Origin of the sequence: Brevibacillus sp. NSP2.1 (assembly GCF_000470975.2) — a bacterium.
GTDB lineage: Bacteria > Bacillota > Bacilli > Brevibacillales > Brevibacillaceae > Brevibacillus > Brevibacillus agri.
Genome location: NZ_CP048274.1, coordinates 1648885 through 1671092, shown reverse-complemented (window position 1 = coordinate 1671092; position 22208 = coordinate 1648885). Strand labels below are relative to the sequence as shown.

20 protein-coding genes, 2 pseudogenes and 1 riboswitch are annotated in these 22208 nt (G+C 55.9%); of the genes and pseudogenes, 10 read left to right on the top strand and 12 right to left on the bottom strand.

Features of this window, described 5'->3' with window-relative positions; translation table 11 throughout:
- Positions 1-34 precede the first annotated feature (34 nt).
- Positions 35-982, top strand: coding sequence for an alpha/beta fold hydrolase (locus M655_RS08155; RefSeq protein WP_286085988.1), 948 nt, complete (start codon positions 35-37; stop codon positions 980-982).
- 62 nt (positions 983-1044) lie between these two features.
- Here M655_RS08155 and M655_RS08150 read toward each other — a convergent pair whose 3' ends face one another.
- The 4 genes from M655_RS08150 to M655_RS08135 form a co-directional block, all read right to left on the bottom strand.
- Positions 1045-2250 (bottom strand): aminotransferase-like domain-containing protein, encoded by a 1206-nt coding sequence (locus M655_RS08150; protein WP_026557879.1) that lies wholly within the window; start codon positions 2248-2250, stop codon positions 1045-1047.
- Between the two features lie 144 nt (positions 2251-2394).
- Positions 2395-2763 (bottom strand): hypothetical protein, encoded by a 369-nt coding sequence (locus M655_RS08145; RefSeq protein WP_007783166.1) that lies wholly within the window; start codon positions 2761-2763, stop codon positions 2395-2397.
- Between the two features lie 14 nt (positions 2764-2777).
- The gene (locus M655_RS08140; protein ID WP_235694611.1) at positions 2778-3296 is read right to left on the bottom strand and encodes an ABC transporter ATP-binding protein; all 519 of its coding nucleotides are present in this window, start codon (positions 3294-3296) and stop codon (positions 2778-2780) included.
- Entirely contained in the window at positions 3293-3511 is a 219-nt protein-coding gene (locus M655_RS08135; protein WP_007783161.1) for a hypothetical protein, read from the bottom strand. The genes M655_RS08140 and M655_RS08135 overlap by 4 nt, the downstream gene beginning before the upstream one ends.
- Positions 3512-3666: 155 nt before the next feature.
- Here M655_RS08135 and M655_RS28055 point away from each other — a divergent pair.
- The 3 genes and pseudogenes from M655_RS28055 to M655_RS08125 form a co-directional block, all read left to right on the top strand.
- Positions 3667-3789, top strand: a pseudogene (locus M655_RS28055) (LysR family transcriptional regulator); the annotation flags it as partial.
- A 178-nt stretch (positions 3790-3967) separates the two neighbouring features.
- Positions 3968-4147 (top strand): annotated as a pseudogene (locus tag M655_RS28050) (LysR substrate-binding domain-containing protein); the annotation flags it as partial.
- Positions 4089-4583, top strand: a complete 495-nt coding sequence (locus M655_RS08125) for a LysR family transcriptional regulator substrate-binding protein (protein ID WP_005828522.1) — start codon at positions 4089-4091, stop codon at positions 4581-4583. The pseudogene M655_RS28050 and the gene M655_RS08125, both read left to right, overlap by 59 nt.
- Before the next feature lie 38 nt (positions 4584-4621).
- Here M655_RS08125 and M655_RS08120 read toward each other — a convergent pair whose 3' ends face one another.
- The 4 genes from M655_RS08120 to moaC all read right to left on the bottom strand — a co-directional run bounded on the left by M655_RS08120 (position 4622) and on the right by moaC (position 8698).
- Positions 4622-5092, bottom strand: a complete 471-nt coding sequence (locus tag M655_RS08120; protein ID WP_007783157.1) for a hypothetical protein — start codon at positions 5090-5092, stop codon at positions 4622-4624.
- 343 nt (positions 5093-5435) lie between these two features.
- Entirely contained in the window at positions 5436-6617 is a 1182-nt protein-coding gene (locus M655_RS08115) for a pyridoxal phosphate-dependent aminotransferase (RefSeq protein WP_026557877.1), read from the bottom strand.
- An 88-nt stretch (positions 6618-6705) separates the two neighbouring features.
- A riboswitch (SAM riboswitch) is annotated at positions 6706-6820 on the bottom strand.
- 96 nt (positions 6821-6916) lie between these two features.
- A complete protein-coding gene (locus tag M655_RS08110; RefSeq protein WP_026557876.1) occupies positions 6917-8212 on the bottom strand; it encodes an MFS transporter in 1296 nt (431 codons plus the stop codon).
- Between the two features lie 3 nt (positions 8213-8215).
- A complete protein-coding gene (gene moaC, locus M655_RS08105; protein ID WP_005828514.1) occupies positions 8216-8698 on the bottom strand; it encodes a cyclic pyranopterin monophosphate synthase MoaC in 483 nt (160 codons plus the stop codon).
- Positions 8699-8976: 278 nt separating this feature from the next.
- Here moaC and M655_RS08100 point away from each other — a divergent pair, with 278 nt between their 5' ends.
- The 5 genes from M655_RS08100 (at position 8977) to M655_RS08080 (ending at position 12884) form a co-directional block, all read left to right on the top strand.
- Positions 8977-9513, top strand: a complete 537-nt coding sequence (locus M655_RS08100) for a methylated-DNA--[protein]-cysteine S-methyltransferase (protein WP_026557875.1) — start codon at positions 8977-8979, stop codon at positions 9511-9513.
- Positions 9506-10219, top strand: a complete 714-nt coding sequence (locus tag M655_RS08095; RefSeq protein WP_026557874.1) for a 2OG-Fe(II) oxygenase — start codon at positions 9506-9508, stop codon at positions 10217-10219. Before M655_RS08100 ends, M655_RS08095 begins: the two co-directional genes overlap by 8 nt.
- A gap of 12 nt (positions 10220-10231) precedes the next feature.
- Entirely contained in the window at positions 10232-11050 is an 819-nt protein-coding gene (locus M655_RS08090) for an SPL family radical SAM protein (protein ID WP_005828508.1), read from the top strand.
- A gap of 95 nt (positions 11051-11145) precedes the next feature.
- A complete protein-coding gene (locus M655_RS08085) occupies positions 11146-11853 on the top strand; it encodes a molybdenum cofactor biosynthesis protein (RefSeq protein WP_005828506.1) in 708 nt (235 codons plus the stop codon).
- A 5-nt stretch (positions 11854-11858) separates the two neighbouring features.
- On the top strand, positions 11859-12884 hold the full coding sequence (locus M655_RS08080; protein WP_005828505.1) for a ThiF family adenylyltransferase: 1026 nt from the start codon (positions 11859-11861) through the stop codon (positions 12882-12884).
- Positions 12885-13185: 301 nt separating this feature from the next.
- Here M655_RS08080 and M655_RS08075 read toward each other — a convergent pair whose 3' ends face one another.
- From M655_RS08075 to M655_RS08065, 3 genes are read right to left on the bottom strand one after another with little or no spacing between them, the layout of a single operon-like run.
- Positions 13186-14277, bottom strand: coding sequence for a sensor histidine kinase (locus M655_RS08075; RefSeq protein WP_005828503.1), 1092 nt, complete (start codon positions 14275-14277; stop codon positions 13186-13188).
- Complete coding sequence (locus M655_RS08070) at positions 14274-14948, bottom strand: response regulator transcription factor (protein WP_005828501.1); 675 nt, start codon at positions 14946-14948, stop codon at positions 14274-14276. The genes M655_RS08075 and M655_RS08070 overlap by 4 nt, the downstream gene beginning before the upstream one ends.
- Positions 14945-16717 carry an ABC transporter ATP-binding protein gene (locus tag M655_RS08065; RefSeq protein ID WP_026557873.1) on the bottom strand — a complete coding sequence of 591 codons (1773 nt, stop codon included), beginning with the start codon at positions 16715-16717 and terminating at the stop codon, positions 14945-14947. Before M655_RS08065 ends, M655_RS08070 begins: the two co-directional genes overlap by 4 nt.
- A 490-nt stretch (positions 16718-17207) precedes the next feature.
- Here M655_RS08065 and acnA point away from each other — a divergent pair, with 490 nt between their 5' ends.
- The gene (acnA, locus tag M655_RS08060; RefSeq protein WP_026557872.1) at positions 17208-19937 is read left to right on the top strand and encodes an aconitate hydratase AcnA; all 2730 of its coding nucleotides are present in this window, start codon (positions 17208-17210) and stop codon (positions 19935-19937) included.
- A 396-nt stretch (positions 19938-20333) separates the two neighbouring features.
- Here acnA and M655_RS08055 read toward each other — a convergent pair whose 3' ends face one another.
- On the bottom strand, positions 20334-22169 hold the full coding sequence (locus M655_RS08055) for an ABC transporter ATP-binding protein (protein ID WP_007783140.1): 1836 nt from the start codon (positions 22167-22169) through the stop codon (positions 20334-20336).
- Positions 22170-22208: the final 39 nt, after the last annotated feature.

Below are 22208 nucleotides of genomic sequence, written 5' to 3'. Positions count from 1 at the left end.
CTTCGACTTGAACTTATTCGGAAGAGGTGTTTTTATGAGTCATTCGCTTCACGATGTCCAGTTTTATCAGGAACAACTCGGTTCCGGCTTTCCGATTGTGATGCTTCACGGCTTTTCCCTCGACCACCGCATTATGCAAGGCTGCATGGAGCCTGTTTTCGCGGAGCGCGAAGGCTTCCGCCGCCTGTATATTGACTTGCCAGGCATGGGAAAGACGCAAAATTACGACAGCGTGCAAAACACGGATGACATGCTGGAGGCCGTCCTGCACTGGATAGATCGGGAGTTGTCCGGCAAGCCCTTTCTTCTTGCAGGAGAGTCTTACGGAGGTTTTTTGGCCAGGGGCGTGATCGAAAAGCGCAGAGAACAAGTAAAAGGCGCTCTTTTCATCTGCCCGAGCGTCATTCCGCAAATGAAATTGCGCACCTTGCCGGAAAAAGCGCTTCTCGTGGAAGACAAACTGCTGTGGGACAAGCTGACCGAGACGGAGCGCACCGAGTTTGCGTCCATGGCCGTCGTGGCGACGAATGAAACATGGGAGCGTTACAAAACAGAGATTATGAGCGGATACCACATCGCGAACTTCCCCTTTTTGGAAAGACTGAAAACGTCGTACGGCTTCTCCTTCCCGCTCGACACGCAGCCTTTTTCCCATCCGAGCCTGTTTGTCGTGGGCAAGCAAGACCACATCGTCGGCTACCAGGACGCTTGGAGCTTGCTGCCTCACTATCCGCGCAGCTCCTTTGCCGTTCTCGACTGCGCGGGACACAACCTGCAAATCGAGCAGCCAGCGCTGTTTACCGAGCTGGTGCACGAGTGGCTGGATCGGGGGTGGAGAGGGAGCTGGCTGTCTAGCCGTTCCCGGAAGCTTTGGCTTCGCCATGGCATTGCGTTTGGCGAAGCCGGGGGCTGCGGGGCTGGCCCTTTCATTTGCGGAACATCAGAAACAAAAAAAGACAACCAGCCAGTTTTTTTGGCATGATTGTCTTTTTGGGCAGAGCTTTCTTGTCGTTCGCGAAACGGTTTCGCGGGCGAAAGACGCTGCTACTGTGTCACCAGGCTTTGACTGTATGCTGTAAATGCTTTGCCAAGTCTGGAAATTGCCAGTTGAGTGTCTTCCCGGTTGAGCAGCGTGTAGTTCAGGCGCATCGTGTTGTGTTGCGGCTCATCTGCGTAAAACGGCTTGCCCGGGACGAATGCCACGCCTTCTTGCACAGAGCGGGCCAGCAGTTTTTCCGCGTCCACATGCTCGGGCAAATTCACCCAGAGGAACATGCCTCCCCTTGGCTTCTCCCAGCGGACGCCTTCCCAGTTTTGGGCGAGCAGCAGCTCGTTCATCCACTCCATCCGCTCCTTGTAGGAAGCGCGGATTTTTTCGATGTGGCCTTCCAGATCGAATTGGGAGAGCAGTTCATGGAGCGCGATCTGGTCGATCGTGCTGGATTGCAAGTCGACGGCTTGCTTCGCCTTGACCATCATCTGGATGACGCGCTTGTCGCCGATAGCCCAGCCGGTCCGCAGACCAGGCGCGACGATTTTGGAAAACGTGCTCGTGTACACGACACAGGAATCTGTCGGGTGCTCATTGAGCGAGAAAATGGAACGGTACGGAGCTTCTCCGTCAAACTGGATTTCGCCATACGGATCGTCCTCCAGAATGAGAATGTCGTTCGCTTTGCACTGGGCGAGCAAGCCTTGGCGACGTTCCAGGCTCCATACTTTCCCGGTCGGATTCGCAAAAGTCGGAATGACATAGACCATTTTCGGGCGATACTGGGCGATTTTTTGCGCGAGATCGTCCAGATCCATCCCTTCTGCGTCCCCTTGCACCGGAATGGTGCGAATCCCCCGAAATTGGAACAATTGGACCGCAGCCAGATACGTTGGATTTTCTACCAGCACGACGTCGCCTTCGTCCAAATAGACTCGACACAGTAAGTCGACGGCCTGCTGGGAGCCGGTGGTCAGCAGCATATTGTCCAGGCCTACGTTCATATGTTTTTGCTTCATCCGTGACGCAACCCACTCGCGAAGCGGAATGTATCCGTCAGTCAAACCGTACTGCAAAGATTTGGCCCCCAAATCGAATGCCCGATTGAAAGCTTCGCGCATAGCTGCGATAGGAAAAGAATCCTCGGCTGGCAGTCCACCTGCGAGCGAGAGCACTTGATTGCCTTGGGTCAGCTTCAAGATTTCCCGGACAGCCGAGGAGGATAATGCGTCAACTGATTTTGAAAATGAGTACTCCATGTTCCGTTCCCCCTTGATTTTGCTTATTCTTGTTTTATCACTGACGCCAGGCAAAGTCCAATCCCCGCTAGCTATGAGCAGATAGGTTTTGACTATGTCGAGCGATTGTTCGATCGAAGCTGCTGCTTGCATCAGCGCTGCTCCCTAGTTTTCGCAACCTTCATTTTTACCCCATGCCGCCATGCGAAAATCCGTGTACGTCCCTTTTTCTTTGGTCGAGCAAGAATAGCTCTTGCGACAGGTCAAATCCACCAGCGTCAAACGAAGTCCGTGCTTCGCTCCGGTATCAATGCCGATTCGGTCTGGCCGTATCCAGATTTCCCCCGGTGCGGCTCCCATCCGATGTGTGGGCGTGTGCCCGAATACAATCACTCGCTCGAACTGCGCCGCACTGTGCCAAAACTCTTCCCTGATCGCGAGCAGATCGTAAGGCTGCTGGGAAGCGAGCGCAATTCCCGGGCGGATACCCGCGTGTACGAACAAGTACGGCCCGTGCTCGATGTAGTGCGGCAATCCGGCGGCAAACTTCAGCCATGATTTTTCGCCAGCCGTTTGCTCTTTCTTTTCATGCTGATCGAGCAGCCATTGCTCCAGATTTCCGCGCAGCGCTGCTGCTGCTGACCGCCTGAAAGCTGCGGCGGCAAGCGTTGCTCCAGCCCTTCCAGGCGCAACAGCTTGACCAGTTCGGCGATTTTGGCCTGAATCAAATCTGCTTTCATTTTTTTGCGCTGGAGTCCGTACGCGATATTGGCGTAGACGCTCATGTGCGGCCACAGGGCGTAATCCTGAAACACCATGTTGAGATTGCGCTTTTCCGGGGGGACCAGCCGCGAGGGCGACGCCACCTGTTCCCCTCTCAGCAGCACCTCTCCGACATCTGGCCGGGTCAGTCCGGCGATTACTTGCAAGAGCGTAGATTTCCCGCAGCCGGATGGTCCCAGGACGCTGATGATTTCTCCGCTGCGCACGGACAGGTTGATTCCGCGCAAAGCGGCATAGCTGCCAAACGATTTTTGTACGCCTCGCACTTCCAAAATCGGCTTCAAGCTTGTTCTCTCCCTGCTTTCCATTTTTTCGGCTGAAACAACAGCTCGACGATGACGATGAGCAGCACAACGAAACCGCCGCCCACCAAGGTCGAAGCCGCTGCGTAAGTCGCCGTCGATGGGGAAGTGCCTTGTCCGCATCCCGCAAAAAGCAAGGTAGTGGAGACGAGCAGCGATGCTACTGTCCATTTTTGTTGCCGATTTTTCCTGGTCATTCCGATTTCCCTCCCATTTCATTTCCTACCGACAACTGTACGCGATTTGTGTGAGGGGAAAGTAAACCGGATGCTAAGCTTGTGTTAAATAGAGTCTATGTTTATTGATAGATCCATAGAGAATATCTATACTGAGGGCGGAAGGGAGCGATCCGGTGAATATTCAGCAATTGCGTGTGTTCGCTGTAGCCGCCCAGTGCAAGTCGTTGACGGAAGCTGCCGAGGCGCTGGGGATCAAGCAGCCAACCGTCAGCTTTCACCTTAAAAAGCTGGAAACCGCCCTCGGTGTGGAGCTGTTCAACAAGCAGCCGCGGCATTTTCGGCTGACCGAAGCGGGGAATGCTTTGTTGCCGTATGCCAGAAGAGTGTCCACCTTGCTGACAGAAGCCGGGCAGATCATGGAGGAGTTTCGTCACGGCGGCAGAGGCACGCTGAAAATCGGGGCGAGCTACACGCCTGCCACCTACTTTCTCCCCCCCTTATCTCGCCGCATTCCAGGCGGAGTACCCGCATGTCCTGCCGATTTTGACCGTAAAAAAAGCGCGGCCGCTCATGGAGCTGCTGCGCGACTTCGAAATTGATCTGGCTATTGTTTCGCTGTCCATGCAGCCCCAGGAAGGCTTGCACGTCATTCCGCTGCTGGCGGACGAGCTGCGTCTGGTTCTCTCTCCGCAAAATCCGCTGGCGCAAAAAAAAGACAATCGAACTGGCCGATTTGCAATCCGAGCCGTTCCTCATCCACGAAGCCGGCTCCACCTCCCGCGAGCTGGCCGAACGCTGGGCCCAGGAAAACCAGTTGCGCTGGCAAGTGCGCATGGAGCTTGGGGCGATCGAGACGATCAAGGAAGCGACGAAGCACAATATGGGCGTCAGCATCCTCCCCTATCGCAGCGTCGTGCGCGAAGGCGAAACGGGCGAGCTGGTCATTCGCGAGCTGCCTGGCTACGTCAACCGCAGACATATTTGCCTCGTCTATCGTCAGGATGACCTCTTGCCTTATCCGGTGACCAGCTTCATCCGTTTTTTGCAGCACCGCCGCCTACCAGACGCAAAAAGCCCCTCTCCGCTGTAAAAGGGAAAGGGGCGAATATGTAATTCGATGGGAACACTCTACGCGATGCGGACAACCTGCTTTTTTTCCACTTGCGGCAGGAAGGACAAATCCACATAAGAACGCGCTTCCTCCAGCCCGATGTCTTCTGCCAAAAGCAGCGCTTCTTCCTGGAAGGTAGGCGTACAGCTTCCTTCGTTCAGTTCACAGAGACGCTTCAGGCGTTTCAGGCGCTCTGCGCACTTTTCAGCCCGCATGCATTCATTGGCAAGCTCACATACATTGACGTGGCGCGCGTCTGCGATCATGCTGATGTCGTCCACATGCACAATCAGCCGCTTGCCTTCTTCTGTCACGAAGCCGATCGAGCAAAAATGCGCACCTGACATTTCCAAACGAGTGAGAACCACATTGGTGAAAACCTCTCCTGTGCGCAGTCGAACTTGAGCTGCTTCAATGGCTCCACCGATCTTCCGCTCGTTGGCGATCACCGTGTACATGTCAGTGTAACCGTTAATCTGATAGCGCATAGTACCCTCCCGCTCCTGATGAGATCAATTATCATTAACATCGTATAATGAAAATCATTATCTGTCAACGATGAGAATGATTTTTATTACTACTGCACGTCTTATGGTGCGGGAGGGGGGTTCGACTGGTAATGGATTGACAAGCAGGTGATAAAGCGTGGGCAGTGGACGGCGCGGGCAAGGGGGCAACGCAGACAAGCGCAGGTCAACATGGGGAAACATGGATGATCCTGAGATACGCGAGCAACCGACCAACGCACCCCCGGCAGTCTCACGCAACGCAGCCCCCAAAAACAAAACCACACTCCCCACCCCCAGGAAGTGTGGTCACCCGCTCTCCTACTTACTTCGTTTTCGCAAAAAGCCCCAACTGTTCGATCCGCTGAACCGCTTCGGCCAGGCGTTGTTCGTCCGACAGCAGGGCGGCGCGAACGTAGCCTTCGCCGCTTGGGCCGAAGCCGACGCCTGGTGCGACGACTACATGTGCTTTTTCCAGCAGCAAATCCGAGAACTCCACCGAAGTAAAGCCAGCCGGGACGGGGAGCCAGGCGAAAAACGAGCCTTGCGATGGCGGGGCCTGCCAGCCGATGCGGTGCAGATTGGAGAACAGCGCATTGCGGCGGCCTTCGTAGACGGCTACCAGATCGCGGACGCACTGCTGCGAGTCTGTCATCGCTTTGGCTGCGGCCATTTGGACCGCTCCAAACAGGCTGACGAAGTAATGGTCCTGAATCAGATTGATGAGCCTTACCAGCTCGCGGTTGCCGACCATCGCGCCTACGCGCCAGCCGGCCATATTGTACGTTTTGGACAACGTGTAAAACTCCACGCCCACCTCTTTTGCCCCCGGCACCTGCATGAAGCTGACAGGCTTTTTGCCGTCGTAGCTGATCGCGCCGTACGCGAAGTCGTGGCAGACGACGATCTCGTGCTTGCGCGCAAACTGGACGGTTTCCTCGTAAAATTCAAACGGGGCGTTCACCGCTGTCGGGTTATTCGGATAGTTCAAAAACATCAGCTTGGCGCGGTCCAAATCGGCTTGCGGGATTTTGCTGTAGTCAGGCAAAAACTGATTTTCGGCCGTCAGCGGCATCATCGACATCCGGCCGTTTACGACCGCTACGCCGGACCAGTAATCCGGGTAGCCAGGGTCCGGTACGAGTGCCACATCGCCTGCGTTCATCAGCACCTGGCAAATTTCCACGAGGCCGGTTTTGCTTCCGAACAGGATCGCCACCTCTTCCTCCGGGACGAGGTCCACGTCAAATTGTTGCTTGTACCAGTGCGCGACTGCCTGCTTCAGCTCCAGTCGGCCGGAAAACGGCGGGTATTTGTGATGCAGCGGATTTTCTGCCTGTGCCTTCAGCTCTTCCACAATGTGCGGCGGCGTAGGCAGGTCCGGGTTTCCTTGGCCCAGATTAATGACGTCATGCCCACAAGCGATGACTTTGTTTACTTTTGCCACCAATGTCGCAAAAAACTGGGTCGGGAGCCGATCAATCATGTCGGAAGGTTGGATGCGCATCTGTCTTCAGTTCCTTTCTTTTTAGGCCAATGTACAGCAAAAACCCCCTCTTTCCGTACAGAAAAAGGGGGAGATCAGCTTGGTCACGTCCTTATCTGTCAGGAATTATCCTGCTGGAATTGGCACAGCATCTGCAACGCGCAAGCGCGCAGATCCGCTGCCGGGCTTCATAGGGCCAGTCCCTCCGCCTCTCTTCATAAGTAAATCACACGGAATATACTGTTTTTAATCTTCTTCATACTACATTGCGGGCTCCGAACGTGTCAAGACGCTTCGCGAGGCCCGCGAATTTTTCCTGGCTACATCTTTTCTACGGTCGCGGCTGGCACTTTTCGGGTGCGGCCTTGAAACGAGCTGTGCAGGGCGAAAAACGCGACAGACATTAGCGCCAGCCCCGCCATGATGTACAAAAGTCCTTGTGCCTGAAAATGCTGGAAAATGACCGCTCCGAGCAATGGGCCGAGCATGCGTCCCGCAGAGCCTGTGCCGGAGATCAGCCCTTGGATGAAGCCTTCTCGCCCCTGTGGCGTAAACTCTGCTGCCACGGCAGGCACGGCCGGCCAGACGAGCATTTCTCCAAGCGTCATGATGAACATCCCGGCGACAAAGCCGGCGTAGGAGGTCGTCTGCGACAAAATCAGCATCGACAGCACGAACACGTAGGAGCCGAGCAGCATCTGCGCTCGCAGCGTGCGGGCGAAGCGGCCAATGACCCAGGCGATCAGCGGCTGGCCGAACAAAATCAGGCCGCCGTTGATCGTCCAGAGCAAGCTGTACTGACGCAAGGAAATGCCCAACGATTGCATGTAGGTCGACAACACCGTCGTCCACTGGACGTAGACAATCCAACTGATTAACAGCCCGCTGCACAAGAGCAGTAGGGCGCCCCACGCCACTTTTTTCGTCGGCAGTTGCTGTAGCGGCGAAAGCGCCTCAACTGGCTTCGGCTTGGCAGCGCTTTGGACAGCAGCGGCGGGAGTGCCTGCGGTATTGGCTTGCTCCGCCCGATGGCCCCGCTCTGCGACTGCCTTGAGCTGCCGAGGCAAAATGAGCACGAACATGACGAGCACGATGACTTGCGAGATCGCGTTGCCAAAAAACGTCCAGGCAAACGAAATGCTCGCCAGCAAGCCGCCGAGGGCAGAGCCAGCCGCCACCCCGGCGTTGAGCGCGACGTAGATCATGTTGATCCCTTTGCGCCCGCCTTCCGGCCACAGCACGACAGCGAGTGCATTCATCACCGGAGAGAGCGTGCCGTAAAACAGCCCGTTCAGCAACAGCAAGATCGTGTACAGCGTAAAGTCATGCGTGACGCCAAGCCCGACGGAAATCAGAATGACGCCGATTGAGGCAAAAACGATCGTGCGCATTTTCCCCCAACGGTCGAACAGCATGCCACCTGCGATGCTGCCGATCAAAAAAGCCCCCTGGTTCAATAACAGCAAAAAGCCCGCTACGGTCAGCGGCTTCCCTAAATAATCGTGGATATAGATGGTGACAAGCGGCCAAATACAAGCCATTCCGGTAGAAAAAATGATCGCAGCAATCGCCAGAAGACGAATGCTGCTCGGATAGGATTGCCATTTCTGTTTCATGGTTTAGTTCTCTCCCCGACGAAAATCGCCGCTTTTCCCGCCTGTTTTGCTCACCAAGCAAGTCGGACCGATTACCATGCCTTTGTCCATCGCCTTGCACATATCGTACACCGTAAGAGCTGCGACACTGACAGCCGTCAAAGCTTCCATTTCCACGCCCGTTTTTCCCGTCGTCCGCACACATGCTTCCAGGGCAAGCGTCGTCTCGTTTTCAAAAGCGAAGCGAATGTCGATCCCGGTCAAAGGAAGCGGATGGCACATCGGGATGATTTCCCACGTCTTTTTCGCTGCCATGACGCCCGCTACCTGTGCGACTGCCAGCACATCCCCTTTCTCTACCCGTCCTTCGCGAATGCGGGCGAGCGTTTCCGGCTTCATGACGATTTTGCTCTCTGCCACAGCCTCCCGTTTTGTGATGTCTTTTTCCGAGACATCTACCATCCGCGCACGGTTTTGTTCATTAAAATGCGTCAGTTGATCGTTCATGCAACTATCCGTCCTCCATCTATGCGATCCCGTTAAACAGCCGAAAAGCCTGGCTGAAACCGGTCATCTGTCTACTCCTACCTTACTCCCGCGGCTTGCGAAAAGCAATGGAAACATCGCTGCCAACTGCTCCAGCTACTTGTAGCATGCGTCTTCTCCTTCATTATCTTGCTGTTCTACTCGCAAATTCGTACAAAAACGCCGCGGTGAAGCTATACTGTGCGTACAACAACCAGCAAGCGTGCTGGAAACGATAAGGTCTGGAGGCGTTTGTCACAATGAAGGAAAAACAACATGTTTACTGGTCAAAAGTCATTTTGCAAGAGTGGAGCCTGCATCTCGCGGCCACAGCCAAAGGGCTATGCTTCGTCGGCTCCCAAAACGGCCCGTTCGCAGAGCTGAGCAATTGGTTCGCTCGTCGCAGACCCGGCCATGTTTTGGTCCAGGATCACGAGCAGCTCGCCCCCTATGTGGCGGAAATCAGCGAATATTTGCAAGGGGCGCGGCAGCAATTCTCGCTTGCGCTCGATCTGGAGGGCACGCCGTTTCAGCTATCTGTCTGGGACGCTTTGTGCCGCATTCCATACGGGCAGACGACGACTTACTCCGAGATTGCCGTTCACATCAAAAAGCCTGCCGCCGTCAGGGCCGTAGGAGCCGCGATCGGAGCCAATCCGCTGCTTTTGACCGTCCCTTGCCATCGGGTCGTCAGCAAAGACGGCAGCCTCACCGGCTATCGCGGCGGCCTGGACATGAAAACAGCGCTGATCGCGCTCGAAAAAGGAAGTCTTGCAAGGGGGATGCAGCATGGCTGAGCCGCTGACAAAACGCATCGCCCTACTCCCCTGGGAGCAGTTGCAACACAGTCTGGACGAGCAAGGCTTTGCCGTCCTCCCTCCTGTCTTGCAACCGGAAGAATGCCAGGAGCTGATCGCCACCTATCGCGAAGACCGCTTTTTCCGAGCGACGATCAACATGGCGCGATACCGCTTCGGCAGCGGAGAGTACCGTTATTATCAAGCTCCCCTGCCGCCCATAGTGGAGCAGTTGCGCGAGGGCTTTTATCCCGAGCTGGCCAAAACGGCGAATCGCTGGAACACACTGCTCGGACAGCAGCCTGCCTACCCTCCGTCGCTGTCCGCCTTTCTCGCCCGTTGCCACGAGCACGGGCAGGCCCGCCCGACGCCTTTGCTCCTGAAATACGAGGCCGGCAGCTACAACTGTCTGCACCAGGACATGTACGGCGACGTGTTTTTTCCTTTTCAGGTCGTCTTAGTCCTGAGCCAACAGGAAAGCGACTTTTGCGGCGGACAATTTTTGCTGATCGAACAACGGCCGCGAGCGCAAAGCAGAGGACATGTGATAACCTTGGAACAGGGGGCAGGCTTGATTTTTCCGACTGCCTATCGCCCTGTAGCCGGAGCGCGCGGCTATTATAAAACGACGCTGCGCCACGGCGTCAGCACGATCACCCAGGGAACGCGGTACAGTCTGGGGATCATTTTTCACGACGCAAAATAAGAAGGGACAAAAGTGAACAGCACTTTCTTTTACAAGCAACCAAAAACGCTGCTCAATAAAGGAACCGGATTTTTGACCGATTACACGCACTCGCTCAATCCGTACACGGGCTGCTCCTTCGCCTGCTCTTACTGCTATGTGCGGCAGATGCCCGTCTCGCTGTTTCGCGGGCACGAATGGGGGACGTGGGTCGATATCAAGACGGGAGCCGCCGCGCTGCTCGCCAAAGAGCTACAGCGGGCAAAAGCGAAGGGGCCCGTCTCCATTTTCATGTCGTCGAGCACTGACCCTTACCAGCCCGTTGAATATCGGGAGCAGGTAACGCGTTCGCTACTCGAAGTGATGGTGGAGCATCCGCCCGACTTTTTGCTCGTCCAGACCCGCAGCCCGCTCGTCACGCGCGATCTGGACCTGCTGCTCCGCCTGGGCGAGCGAGTACGCGTCAGCATGACGGTGGAAACGGACCTGGAGGAAATCCGCAAACATTTCTCGCCGCAAGCGCCTCCGATTGCCGCACGGCTGCGGGCGCTTCGGGAATTGGCTGCGGCTGGCGTCCCGACACAGGCGACGATCGCACCCGTCTTGCCGAGCAGCGAAGCTTTTCCCGACCTGCTGCGGCCGCTGGTCGGACGGGTTTGCATTGACGATTTTTACATGGGCGACGGCAGCGGCGGCAAGCGTACGAAGAAAAACGGGGTTCCCTCGCTTTTTGCCGAGTTGGGGCTAGAAGCATGGGCGGAGCCGGACGCCTATCGACTCGTGTACGATCGGCTGCGGCGCGTGTTTGCGGAAGACGAGCTGTACGTAAGCCAAAAAGGCTTCGCTCCGTAAGTCCCCAAGCCCCTTCGCGCATTGGCATCCGTGCCGGATTGTGATATCGTCAACCCATAGACAACTGTCATCCCAATCGGAAGTGAGGAATTTCTTTGACGATCACCATCTTGTTGTTTGCCGGACTGGCCGAGCGGGCCAACGTCCGCGAAATCGAACTGACTTTGCCAGAACAGGCAACCGTGCGCGACCTGCTGCAAGCAGTCGGAGAGCAGTATCCGGCGCTTGCGCCGTTGCTCGGTAGCTGTTTTGTTTCCATGAATCACGAGTACGCTGCTTTTGATCGCGTCATCAGCCCGGATGACGAAATCGCGCTCTTGCCACCTGTCAGCGGCGGAGAGGAAGTGCCGCGCTTTGCCATTACCCGCGAGCCGCTGTCTGCCGACCAGCTCGTGCGGCTGGTGAGCAACCCGCACGCGGGCGCCATCTTGACGTTTGTCGGAACGGTACGCGAATTTACGCACGGTCAGCGCACGGTCTACCTGTCCTATGAAGCGTACGAGCCAATGGCTGTGGAAAAAATGAAGCAGGTCGCAGCCGAGATCGAGGAACGCTGGCCCGGAGCACAAGTCGCCATGCACCACCGCATCGGCGATTTGGCCGTGGAAGAAATCGCCGTCGTCGTCGCGGTGGCAACGCCGCACCGCAACGAGTCTTTTGAAGCCGGGCGCTACGCCATCGAAAGACTGAAGCAAATCGTCCCTATCTGGAAAAAAGAAATGTGGGAGGACGGCAGCGAATGGAAGGGCCATCAGCAAGGCCCGTGGAATCCGCTGGCGATGTCGGAAGGAAAGGAGGAGTAACCGCTTTGGATACACGTTATTCCCGCCAGCTCCTGTTTCACCCGATCGGGCGCAGCGGCCAGGAAAAACTGTTGCAAAGCCGCGTCGCCATCGTCGGGATGGGCGCGCTCGGAACGGTGCTGTCCAATCATATGGTCCGCGCCGGAGTCGGCTTTGTGCGCCTCATTGACCGCGATTTCGTCGAACCGAGCAACCTGCAGCGACAAATGCTCTACGACGAGTCAGACGCCGCCGAGCATTTGCCAAAAGCGATGGCGGCCCATGCCAAGCTGACGAAAATCAACTCGGAAGTCACGATTGAGCCGATCGTCGCCGACCTGTCTGCTTACAACGCCGAGGAGCTTTTGCGTGACGTCGATCTCGTGCTCGATGCGACAGACAATTTTCAAGTGCGCTATCTGGTCAACGACGTTTGCGTGAAGCACGGGATTCCTTGGGTGTACGGCGGTGCGGTGAGCGCGACGGGCACGTTTACGACCATCCGCCCCGGCATTACGCCGTGTTTACGCTGTCTGTTCCCGGAAGCTCCGAATCCGGGGGAAATGCCGACTTGCGATACCGCCGGGGTCATCGGTCCGATCATCCACATCGTCGCCTCCTACCAGGCGACCGAAGCGTTCAAGCTGCTGGTCGGAGCCACGGATGCGCTCAATTTGAACCTGGAGCATTTTGAAATCTGGCAAAATCGCCACACGCAAATCAAGGTGGCCAATGCTCGCCGCAGCGACTGCCCGACGTGCGGCAAGCACGAGTATGCATTTTTGCAGCCGGAGACGCAGGATGGACAAGCGGTTTCGCTCTGCGGACGGGATACGGTGCAAATCTCGCCCGGAGCTTCTGCCTCCCTCGACCTCGACGCCCTCGCCAAGCGGCTTGCTCCGCTCGGGAAAATTGAGCAAAACAAATTTTTGCTCCGCTTCCACGTCGACTCGTACACGCTCGTCGCCTTCCCGGACGGACGCGTGCTCGTCCAGGGAACGGATGAGATCAGCGTGGCCCGTTCGCTGCATGCGAAGTACATTGGGGCGTAAACGGAAAACGGCGAAAACTGACTTCTTGCCTATGCGAACAAGACCTTGAGAGGTGTCGGTCCTCAAGGTCTTGTTTCATTATATAGAGGCAGAGGGTGATCGCTGTTTGCATCGGTGGCGGGGTGCTATATGAATTCCTCTACCCGCTCATGATCCAATCGCCTCCCGGTTCGCCTTGCAGGAAGTGCCTAGCCAAAATCGGCCGCTTGCTCACCCGGCCGTGCAAGTCTCATCCCAGGTCGCTTGCCAAGAAAGGTCCCCAGCCTTTTAAATGCGCTCTGCTCACTTTGAGGACAGGACCCTACTCCCCCTGCCACGTCACCGTAAACGTCGTCCCGCGCCCCTGCTCGCTTTGCACGGAGATCGTCGCCTGGTGCAGATCGAGAATTTTTTTCACGATCGACAGCCCCAAACCGCTGCCGCCCTTGGCGCGGTTGCGCGACTTGTCTTCCTTGAAAAAGCGTTCGAAAATCCGTTCCAAATTTTCTTTGGCGATCCCGATGCCCGTATCGGAAATTTGCACCTGTGCGCCTCCGGGAAGCGATTGCAGCTTGACGCTGATTTTGCCGCCAGGCTCGGTGAACTTGATGCTGTTGCTGAGCAGGTTGTTCCACACCTGGCTCATCATGTCTTCGTCCGCGACGATTTCCGCCTTTTCCAGCTCAATCTCCAGCTCGATCTCCTTTTCCAGCCAGAGCGGCTCACAGGCCAAAATGATGCTGCGCAACTGCTGGTCCAGCCGATAGCGCTTGCGCTCGACCGGATGGTGCTTGCCCTCCAGCGACGTGAGCTTGAGCAGGTTGTCGCTAATTTTGGACAAACGCTTGCTCTCCGTTTCGATGATCTCCAGGTAGTGCCGACGCTCCGCCAGGCTCAGGCTCTCGTTTTGCAGCGCGCGGGCAAATCCGCTGATCGAGGTCAGCGGCGACTGGATTTCGTGGGAAACGTTGGAAATGAACTCCTGGCGCATCTGCTCCATCGCCTGCAATTGCTCGGCCATATGGTTGATGCCCTCCACCAACTGCCCCCATTGGCGCTCCATTTTGACGTCGAGATTGACGTTGAAGTCTCCTTTGGCAATTCGTCTCAAGGCGTCGATCAGCAGTTGAAACAGCTCGACATGCCGGGGGCGGATGAAGTGGGAAATCGTGAACCCTGCGAGGATAAAAAAGCAAAAGCTGACGACTGCGTGGACCACCGCTTGCACAAAGTCGCTCGGGGCAAGCCCTGTATAGCGGTAAAAGAGGCCCGTGCTCCAGTAAGCTACTGCCCCGCAGAGCATCAGCAAGGCAAAGATTCCAACAGTCGCAAGCAGCTTCAGCCCGATGTGTTTGTGCAAAGGCATCGTTCGCCCGGATTTGTGCCTTGGCTTTTCACTTGGCTCTCTGCTCATTTGTCTGCCTCCAGCCGATAGCCAAGGCCGCGCACGGTGCGAATCCGAAAGCCGTACTCCCCTTCCGGAAAACGTTCCCGCAACCGATTGATATGCACGTCTACCGTCCGCTCGTTGCCTTCAAAGTCGTAGCCCCAGATTTGCTCGATCAACTGCTCGCGCGGAATCGTTTGCCCTGGATAGCTCGCGAGCTTGAACAACAGCTCGAATTCTTTTAACGGAATCGTCCACGAGCGGCTGTCCTGCACGATTTCAAACGTTTTGCGGTCGAGCTGCAACAGCCCTGCCTGCACCTTGTGCGACGCGGCGATCTTGTATCGTTTGAGCAACGCTTTTACCCGCACCAAAAGCTCCGCCGGCTCAAACGGCTTGACGAGGTAGTCGTCCGTCCCCAGCTCGAAGCCTTTGATTTTTTGCGCCGTCTCGCCTTTTGCCGTCAGCATGAGCAGCGGAATGTCGTAGTGCTCGCGCAACTGCCGGCACAGCTCCCAGCCGTCCATCTGCGGCATCATGATGTCGAGCACGACCAGGTCCGCGCCGGGCGACTCCATTTTTTCCAGCGCCTCGACGCCGTTTTCCGCCTCCACGATCTCGAACCCGTCGTTGCGCAAAAAGATGCGCACCAGTTCGCGAATGTGCGGGTCGTCGTCCACTACCATGATTCTGGTCATGTCGTCAGCATCCTTTCTTTCATCAGCAATTGCTGGCTGGCCAGCTCCCGGTACATGTCGTGCGAATCAAACAGTTGCTCGTGCGTCCCCATGCCCGTAATTTTTCCTTTTTCCAAAAAGATGATCTGGTCCGCGTCCACCACCGTCGACAGCCGATGCGCGATCACGAGCGTGGTGCGTCCCTTCATCAGATTTTGCAGCGCTTTTTGCACGATGATTTCCGATTTGCTGTCGAGGCTGGACGTCGCCTCGTCGAGCATCAAAATTTGCGGATCGCGCAGCAGGGCGCGGGCGATGCCGATGCGCTGGCGCTGTCCGCCGGAGAGTTTGACGCCCCGCTCGCCTACTTGCGTCTCGTAGCCGTCCGGCAGTTCGTCGATGAACTGATCCGCGTAGGCCATGGCGGCGGCCTGTTTCAGCTCTGCTTCCGTCACCTCGCGGGAAATGCCGTAGCAGATGTTTCCCCGGATCGTGCCGGCGATCAGCGGGCTTTCTTGCGAGACGTAGCCGATTTTGCTGCGCCAGGACGCCAGGGAAAACGCGTCGATCGGATCGCTGCCCAGCCTGATTACGCCGCTATCCGGCTTGTAAAAGCGCTCGACCAAGGAAAACAAGGTCGTCTTGCCGCTGCCGCTCGGCCCGACAATCGCACTCACCTTCCCGGCCGGAATCGTGAAGCTGACGTTATCGAGAATGTTTTCCCCGTTTTCATAGGAAAAGCTCACGTTCTCCACTACAATCGGCAAGGCGGCATTTTCCACGGTCCGTCCGCTCTGGTGATCCTCTTCCGGCTCCTCTAGTGTAGCAATGATTCGCTCCGTCGCGCCCATTGCCTTTTGCAACTGGGTGAAAAATTGCGTGAACTGCCCCATCGGCATGATGATTTGCACCAGGTACAAAATAAACGCGACCAGTTCGCCGGCGGAGAGCGCTCCCGAAGCGACGCGCATTCCGCCGTAGCCCATAATGACGACGAGCAAAACCATCAGCACAAACGAAATCAACGGCGCGATCATCGCCTGTACCTGGCCTTCCTTCAGGCCGAAGCGAAACAGGTTGGCAATTCCCTTTTTCCCTGCCTCGTACTCATGTGGCTCGGCATTCGACGCCTTGACAAGCCGCACCTCTGACAACACTTGATTCATGATCGTCGTGAAGCTCGCCGTCTCGTCCTGCAGCCCTTTGGAAATTTTGTACATCTGTCTGCCCAGCGGCACGAGAATCGCCACAGACAGCGGAACGGCGATCAGCATGGTCAGCGTCATTTGCCAGTCCAGGTACAAAAGCGTGGCCACGGAGCCGATAATCGCGATGATTCCGGTGAAAAAGCTGGCGAGGTGCTCGCTGATAAGTCCTTTGACGACTCCTGTGTCATTCGTCATCCGGCTGATCGTCTCCCCTGTCCGGTGGTTGTCGTAATAGGAGACGGGCAGGACGAGCAGCTTTTTCCACAGTCGGTCGCGCAGAGCCGCGACGATGCTCTGGCCGACGTGGTTGAGCAAATAGATGGACAGCCCGCTGGCGATGGCCTGCGCGATGAAGGCGACCATTAACAGCACGATTTGGCCTCGGCTGATGGACGAGAGCGTAAAGCTGTCCACCAGGTCTTTGGTAAACAGCGGAATGACCAGGCTGACCAGTGTCGTCGCCACACTCATGAACAGCGCGACACCGATTTTCAGCTTGGACGGCTTCGTCTGCATGATTAATTGAAAAAACGGGCGCCAGTCTCCCAGTTTGGTACGATTGTCGTTGGTTTGTTCTCTCATTTGCTTAACTCCTTGCCCATTTTTATGTGTGCGTATTTCTTATTGTTTACGTCTGACGCTTCCCTTCGTTGCGCTTGCCTCCTTCGCTTTCCGGTGCTTTGGCAAAGCGCATCTCCCAGGGGTGATTCCAAGCTGCTCCTGAAGAGCGGATGGGAGGTAAAAGGTGTCACAGGCAGCCTCTCCTTTCTGCAAACGGCCGCAGAGGTTGACGTCGGCGTCCCCTGCGCCCTTTTTGCCCGCAAGAGAAACAATAACGGATGAATGTAAACGAAATATAAACGGGATAATACATGAAGTCTGGATATTTTTCCTTCATTAAATACAACGCGAAACAAGCGCGTCTGTTTTTTCTCCCATGATTTTTGTATATAAATGATGAATTTGGGGTAGAAGCCGGGAAACAAATCGAGTATAATAAGTTCGTAATGAGAGAAACGAAACTACGTTTCACCAGACGAAACCCCAAGTTACAATAGGGAGGTTGTATAAATTGGCTAAACAAGATGCTTACAATGTGAAATCTTCCCTGCAAGTAGGCGACAAGTCTTTCGCGTACTATCGCCTGCAAGGATTGGAAGAACAAGGACTCGGCGACGTTTCCAAGCTGCCGTTCTCGATTAAAGTTCTGCTCGAGGCTGCTGTACGTCAGTTCGATGGCCGTGCGATCACCAAAGAACACGTACAACAACTGGCGACCTGGACAAAAGGCCGCGACGAAAACCAAGAAGTACCGCTCATGCCAGCTCGTATCGTTCTGCAAGACTTCACCGGCGTACCGGCTGTAGTTGACCTGGCAGCGATGCGTATCGCCATGAAGCGCGCTGGTGGAGATCCAAAGCGAATCAACCCGCTCGTACCGGTTGACCTCGTAATCGACCACTCCGTAATGGTTGACGACTTCGGCAACCCTGCTGCTCTGGAAAACAACATGAAGCTCGAATTCGAACGCAACCAAGAGCGCTACCGCTTCCTGCGCTGGGCGCAAACAGCGTTTGACAACTTCCGTGCGGTTCCTCCGGCAACTGGTATCGTTCACCAAGTAAACCTGGAGTACCTGGCAACTGTGATCGCTACTCGCGAAGTAGACGGCGAACTCGTTGCTTTCCCTGACTCTCTCGTAGGTACTGACTCCCACACTACCATGATTAACGGTCTTGGCGTTCTCGGCTGGGGTGTTGGCGGTATCGAGGCAGAAGCAGGAATGCTCGGCCAACCGCTGTATTTCGTAACGCCAGAAGTCGTTGGTTTCAAACTGACTGGCACGCTGAATGCCGGCGCAACTGCAACCGACCTCGCGCTGACTGTTACCCAAATGCTGCGCAAAAAAGGCGTAGTAGGGAAATTCGTGGAGTTCTACGGCCCTGGCCTGTCCAACATCTCGCTGGCTGACCGCGCTACTGTAGCGAACATGGCTCCTGAGTACGGTGCTACCATGGGCTTCTTCCCGGTAGACGCTGAAACACTCAACTACCTGCGCCAAACTGGCCGCAGCGAAGACTTGATCGCTCTGGTAGAAGCTTACACCAAAGCACAAGGTCTGTTCCGTACCGACGACACTCCAGACCCAATCTTCTCCGAAACATTGGAACTGGATCTGTCCACAGTCGTACCGAGCCTGGCTGGTCCAAAACGTCCGCAAGACCGCGTAGAACTGACTGCCATGAAGGAATCCTTCAACAACAGCCTGCGCACACCGATCGACAAAGGCGGCTTTGGCCTGTCCGAAGAGAAAATCGCAGCAAGCGCACCTGTTACTTATGCAAACGGGGAAACCGCTACACTGAAAACAGGCTCTGTCGTCATCGCAGCGATTACTTCCTGTACCAATACATCAAATCCTAGCGTAATGCTGGGTGCAGGTATCCTGGCGAAAAAAGCAGTGGAAAAAGGTTTGAAAAAGCCTCCATTCGTGAAAAGCTCCCTGGCTCCAGGTTCCCGCGTCGTTACGCAATACCTGACTGACGCTGGTCTGATTGATTCCTTGAATGCGATCGGATTCAACGTAGTCGGCTACGGTTGCACCACTTGCATCGGTAACTCCGGTCCATTGCCAGAGGAAACCAGCAAGGCAATCGCAGATGAAGACCTGACTGTAGCAGCCGTACTGTCCGGTAACCGCAACTTCGAAGGCCGTATCCATGCGCAGGTAAAAGCGAACTACCTCGCTTCTCCTCCATTGGTTATCGCCTACGCACTGGCTGGTACTGTCGATATTGACCTGACTACCGAGCCAATCGGTACGGGCAAAGACGGAGAGCCTGTCTACCTGAAAGACATCTGGCCAACTCCGCAAGAAATCTCGGAAGCAATGAACAAAGCCATGAACCCAGACCTGTTCCGCGCCGAGTACGGTCAAGTGTTCACGCAAAACGAAGCCTGGAACAAAATCGACGTTCCAACTGGCGACCTGTACGAGTGGGATGAAAAATCCACCTACATCCAAGAACCGCCATTCTTTAAAGACCTTGCTGGTGAAATCGCAGAGATCGCTGACATCAAAGCAGCGAAAGCAATCGCTCTGTTCGGCGACTCCGTCACAACCGACCATATCTCCCCAGCGGGTAACATCTCGCCTACAAGCCCTGCAGGTCTGTATCTGCAAGCAAACGGCGTAGAGCGCAAAGACTTCAACTCTTACGGTGCTCGCCGTGGTAGCCATGACGTTATGATGCGCGGTACGTTTGCCAACATCCGTATTCGCAACCAAGTGGCTCCTGGCACAGAGGGCGGCGTAACCAAATACTTGCCAACCGGCGAAGTAATGTCCATCTACGATGCTTCCATGAAGTATCAGGCAGACGGCACTCCACTCGTTGTCCTGGCTGGTAAAGAGTACGGTACTGGTTCTTCCCGCGACTGGGCAGCAAAAGGTACTTTCCTGCTCGGCATCAAAGCGGTTATCGCAGAAAGCTTCGAGCGTATCCACCGTGCCAACCTCGTTGGTATGGGCGTGCTGCCTCTGCAATTCGCTGACGGCCAAAGCTGGAAGTCGCTGGGTATCGACGGAACTGAGTCCTTCAACATTGTGGGTCTCTCCAATGATGTTCAACCAGGCCAACGCGTAAAAGTAGAAGCAACTCGCCAAGACGGCAGCAAGTTCGAGTTCGACGTCATCGTTCGTCTCGACTCCATGGTAGACGTAGACTACTACCGCAACGGTGGTATTCTGCAAACCGTTCTTCGCCAACTGCTGGACGAAGGCAAACCAGTAAACGCGTAAACTGCGCGACACAAAATAAGTTCGTAACAGCACCCACCCACAAAGGGCAGACTCCGAGAGCGTCTCGGCAGTCTGCTCTTTTTTGCATGCCGTCCCTGCGCGCTGCATTAGCACAAAAAGAACATCCAGGGAGTTGCATGCCCGTGGTGCTGTCGGGAAAAGAAAAAGCACCACAGAACTACCTGCCCGTGGCACTTTTCCATGGCATTATTGCAAAAAGACACCCACCACAGAGTAGCGTATTTTCCGTGGGGTTAGCGTAGATGACAAAACCATGTACGGGAGACCGTTTCCTTCGCTTCGCTATTTCTGCGTACGCGACGCTAACCGTCCGGACGCCCCGCCCCCTCTCCGGCTTCTTGCTTTCCTTGGGCCGCCCGTACATTTTTACCCTCGCTAGCTAACCTGCGTCTCACTGCCTTGCGCAAACTGGCTGTTGTACAAATCCGCGTAGAAGCCGTCCTGCGCCAGCAGTTCCTCGTGCGTGCCCTGTTCGATCACCGTTCCGTTGTTCATGACGAGAATCAGGTCGGCGTCGCGAATCGTCGAGAGGCGATGCGCAATGACAAAGCTCGTGCGCCCCTTCATCAGCCCCGCCATCGCTTGTTGAATCAACAGCTCTGTCCGGGTGTCGACGCTGCTCGTCGCCTCATCGAGAATCAAAATCGCCGGATCGGCGAGGAACGCGCGCGCGATCGTCAGCAACTGCTTTTGCCCCTGGGAAATGTTCGAAGCCTCTTCATTCAGCACCGTCTCATACCCTTCCGGCAACGTCCGCACAAAATGGTCCGCGTGCGCTGCCTTCGCCGCCTGCACGATTTCCGCTTCAGTCGCCCCTGCTCTGCCGTAGGCGATGTTTTCCTTGATCGTGCCGTTGAACAGCCACGTATCCTGCAGCACCATTCCGAACTGGCTGCGCAGCTCGCCGCGCGGCAGGTCGCGAATATCGCGGCCGTCTACCGTAATCCGGCCGCCGCCGATCTCGTAAAAGCACATCAGCAGATTGACCAAGGTCGTCTTGCCAGCGCCAGTCGGACCGACGATGGCGACCGTCATGCCCGGCTTCACGTCGATGTTCATGTCGGTGATGAGCGGCTCGTTTTCCTTGTAGCCGAACGAGACGTGTTCAAACCTCACATGCCCTTGCATGCGGGCCGGGCCAGCAGCGGAAACGGCATCGGTTTCTTCCTCCGGCGCATCGAGCACTTCAAAAATGCGCTCCGCCGAGACGAGCGTAGACTGGATGATGTTGGCAATGTTCGCCGTCTGCGTGATCGGCTGGGAAAACTGCTGGGCGTACTGGATGAACGCCTGCACGTCCCCGATGGCGATGCTGCCGCGCGTAACGAGCACGCCCCCCACCACACAGACGAGCACAAAGCCGATATTGCCGACGAGCATCATCAGCGGCATCATGATTCCGGCGATAAACTGCGCCTTCCAGCCAGACTGGTACAGCTTTTCGTTGATCGCGTCGAACTTTTCGATCGCGCTCTTTTCCCGGCCGAATGCCTTGACGAGCTTGTGGCCCGTGTACATCTCTTCGACGTGTCCGTTCAGCTCGCCGAGCGCCTGCTGCTGTCCTTTGAAGTGCGGCATGGAACGAGAAGCCACCTGTTTGATTGCCACTGCGCTGAGCGGCAAAGTCAAAAGCAAAATGACCGTCATCAGCGGACTGATCGAAAGCATCATCGCAATGACGCCGACCAGCGTAATGATCGAGGTTATCATCTGCGTCAGACTTTGTTGCAGCGTGCCGCTGATCGTATCCACGTCATTGACGACCCGGCTCATGATTTCGCCGTGCGTGCGCTCGTCAAAGTATTTCAGCGGCAGTCTCGCCAGCTTTTCGTTGACTTCCTTGCGCAGCGCATAGACGGTCTTTTGCGCGACTTTCGCCATCAAATACTGCTGGATATAGGCAAACAGCGCGGAAAACAAATACAGCCCGATCAAAGTCAAAATGATTTGCCAAATAGCGGCAAAGTCAAACGTTGCGCCCGGCACTCCCTTCAGCTTGCCCATGAACCCGGCAAAAATCGTCGTCGTCGCATCCCCTAAAAGCTTTGGACTGAGAATGGCGAAGACGGTGCTTGCCGCTGCCGTCAAAAAGACGATGAACAGCCGGAAGCGGTGCGGCTTCAAATAGCCGAGCAGACGGCGCAGCGTGCCTTTGAAATCTTTGGCCTTTTGCCCAGGCATCGTCAGCAATCCAGGCCCGCCAAAGCCCATCGGACGCTGCCCTCCCGGCCCTGGTCCGGCTCCCGGTCG

Bases quoted from the DNA above. Each gene is read 5' to 3' on its own strand.
- moaC (WP_005828514.1), bottom strand. From the start codon at position 8,698: ATGAACGATCAACTGACGCATTTTAATGAACAAAACCGTGCGCGGATG.
- M655_RS08055 (WP_007783140.1), bottom strand. From the start codon at position 22,169: ATGGGCTTTGGCGGGCCTGGATTGCTGACGATGCCTGGGCAAAAGGCC.
- M655_RS08075 (WP_005828503.1), bottom strand. From the start codon at position 14,277: ATGAGCAGAGAGCCAAGTGAAAAGCCAAGGCACAAATCCGGGCGAACG.
- M655_RS08120 (WP_007783157.1), bottom strand. From the start codon at position 5,092: ATGCGCTATCAGATTAACGGTTACACTGACATGTACACGGTGATCGCC.
- M655_RS08150 (WP_026557879.1), bottom strand. From the start codon at position 2,250: ATGGAGTACTCATTTTCAAAATCAGTTGACGCATTATCCTCCTCGGCT.
- M655_RS08100 (WP_026557875.1), top strand. From the start codon at position 8,977: ATGAAGGAAAAACAACATGTTTACTGGTCAAAAGTCATTTTGCAAGAG.
- M655_RS08155 (WP_286085988.1), top strand. From the start codon at position 35: ATGAGTCATTCGCTTCACGATGTCCAGTTTTATCAGGAACAACTCGGT.
- M655_RS08110 (WP_026557876.1), bottom strand. From the start codon at position 8,212: ATGAAACAGAAATGGCAATCCTATCCGAGCAGCATTCGTCTTCTGGCG.
- M655_RS08070 (WP_005828501.1), bottom strand. From the start codon at position 14,948: ATGACCAGAATCATGGTAGTGGACGACGACCCGCACATTCGCGAACTG.
- M655_RS08115 (WP_026557877.1), bottom strand. From the start codon at position 6,617: ATGCGCATCCAACCTTCCGACATGATTGATCGGCTCCCGACCCAGTTT.
- M655_RS08065 (WP_026557873.1), bottom strand. From the start codon at position 16,717: ATGAGAGAACAAACCAACGACAATCGTACCAAACTGGGAGACTGGCGC.
- M655_RS08095 (WP_026557874.1), top strand. From the start codon at position 9,506: ATGGCTGAGCCGCTGACAAAACGCATCGCCCTACTCCCCTGGGAGCAG.
- M655_RS08135 (WP_007783161.1), bottom strand. From the start codon at position 3,511: ATGACCAGGAAAAATCGGCAACAAAAATGGACAGTAGCATCGCTGCTC.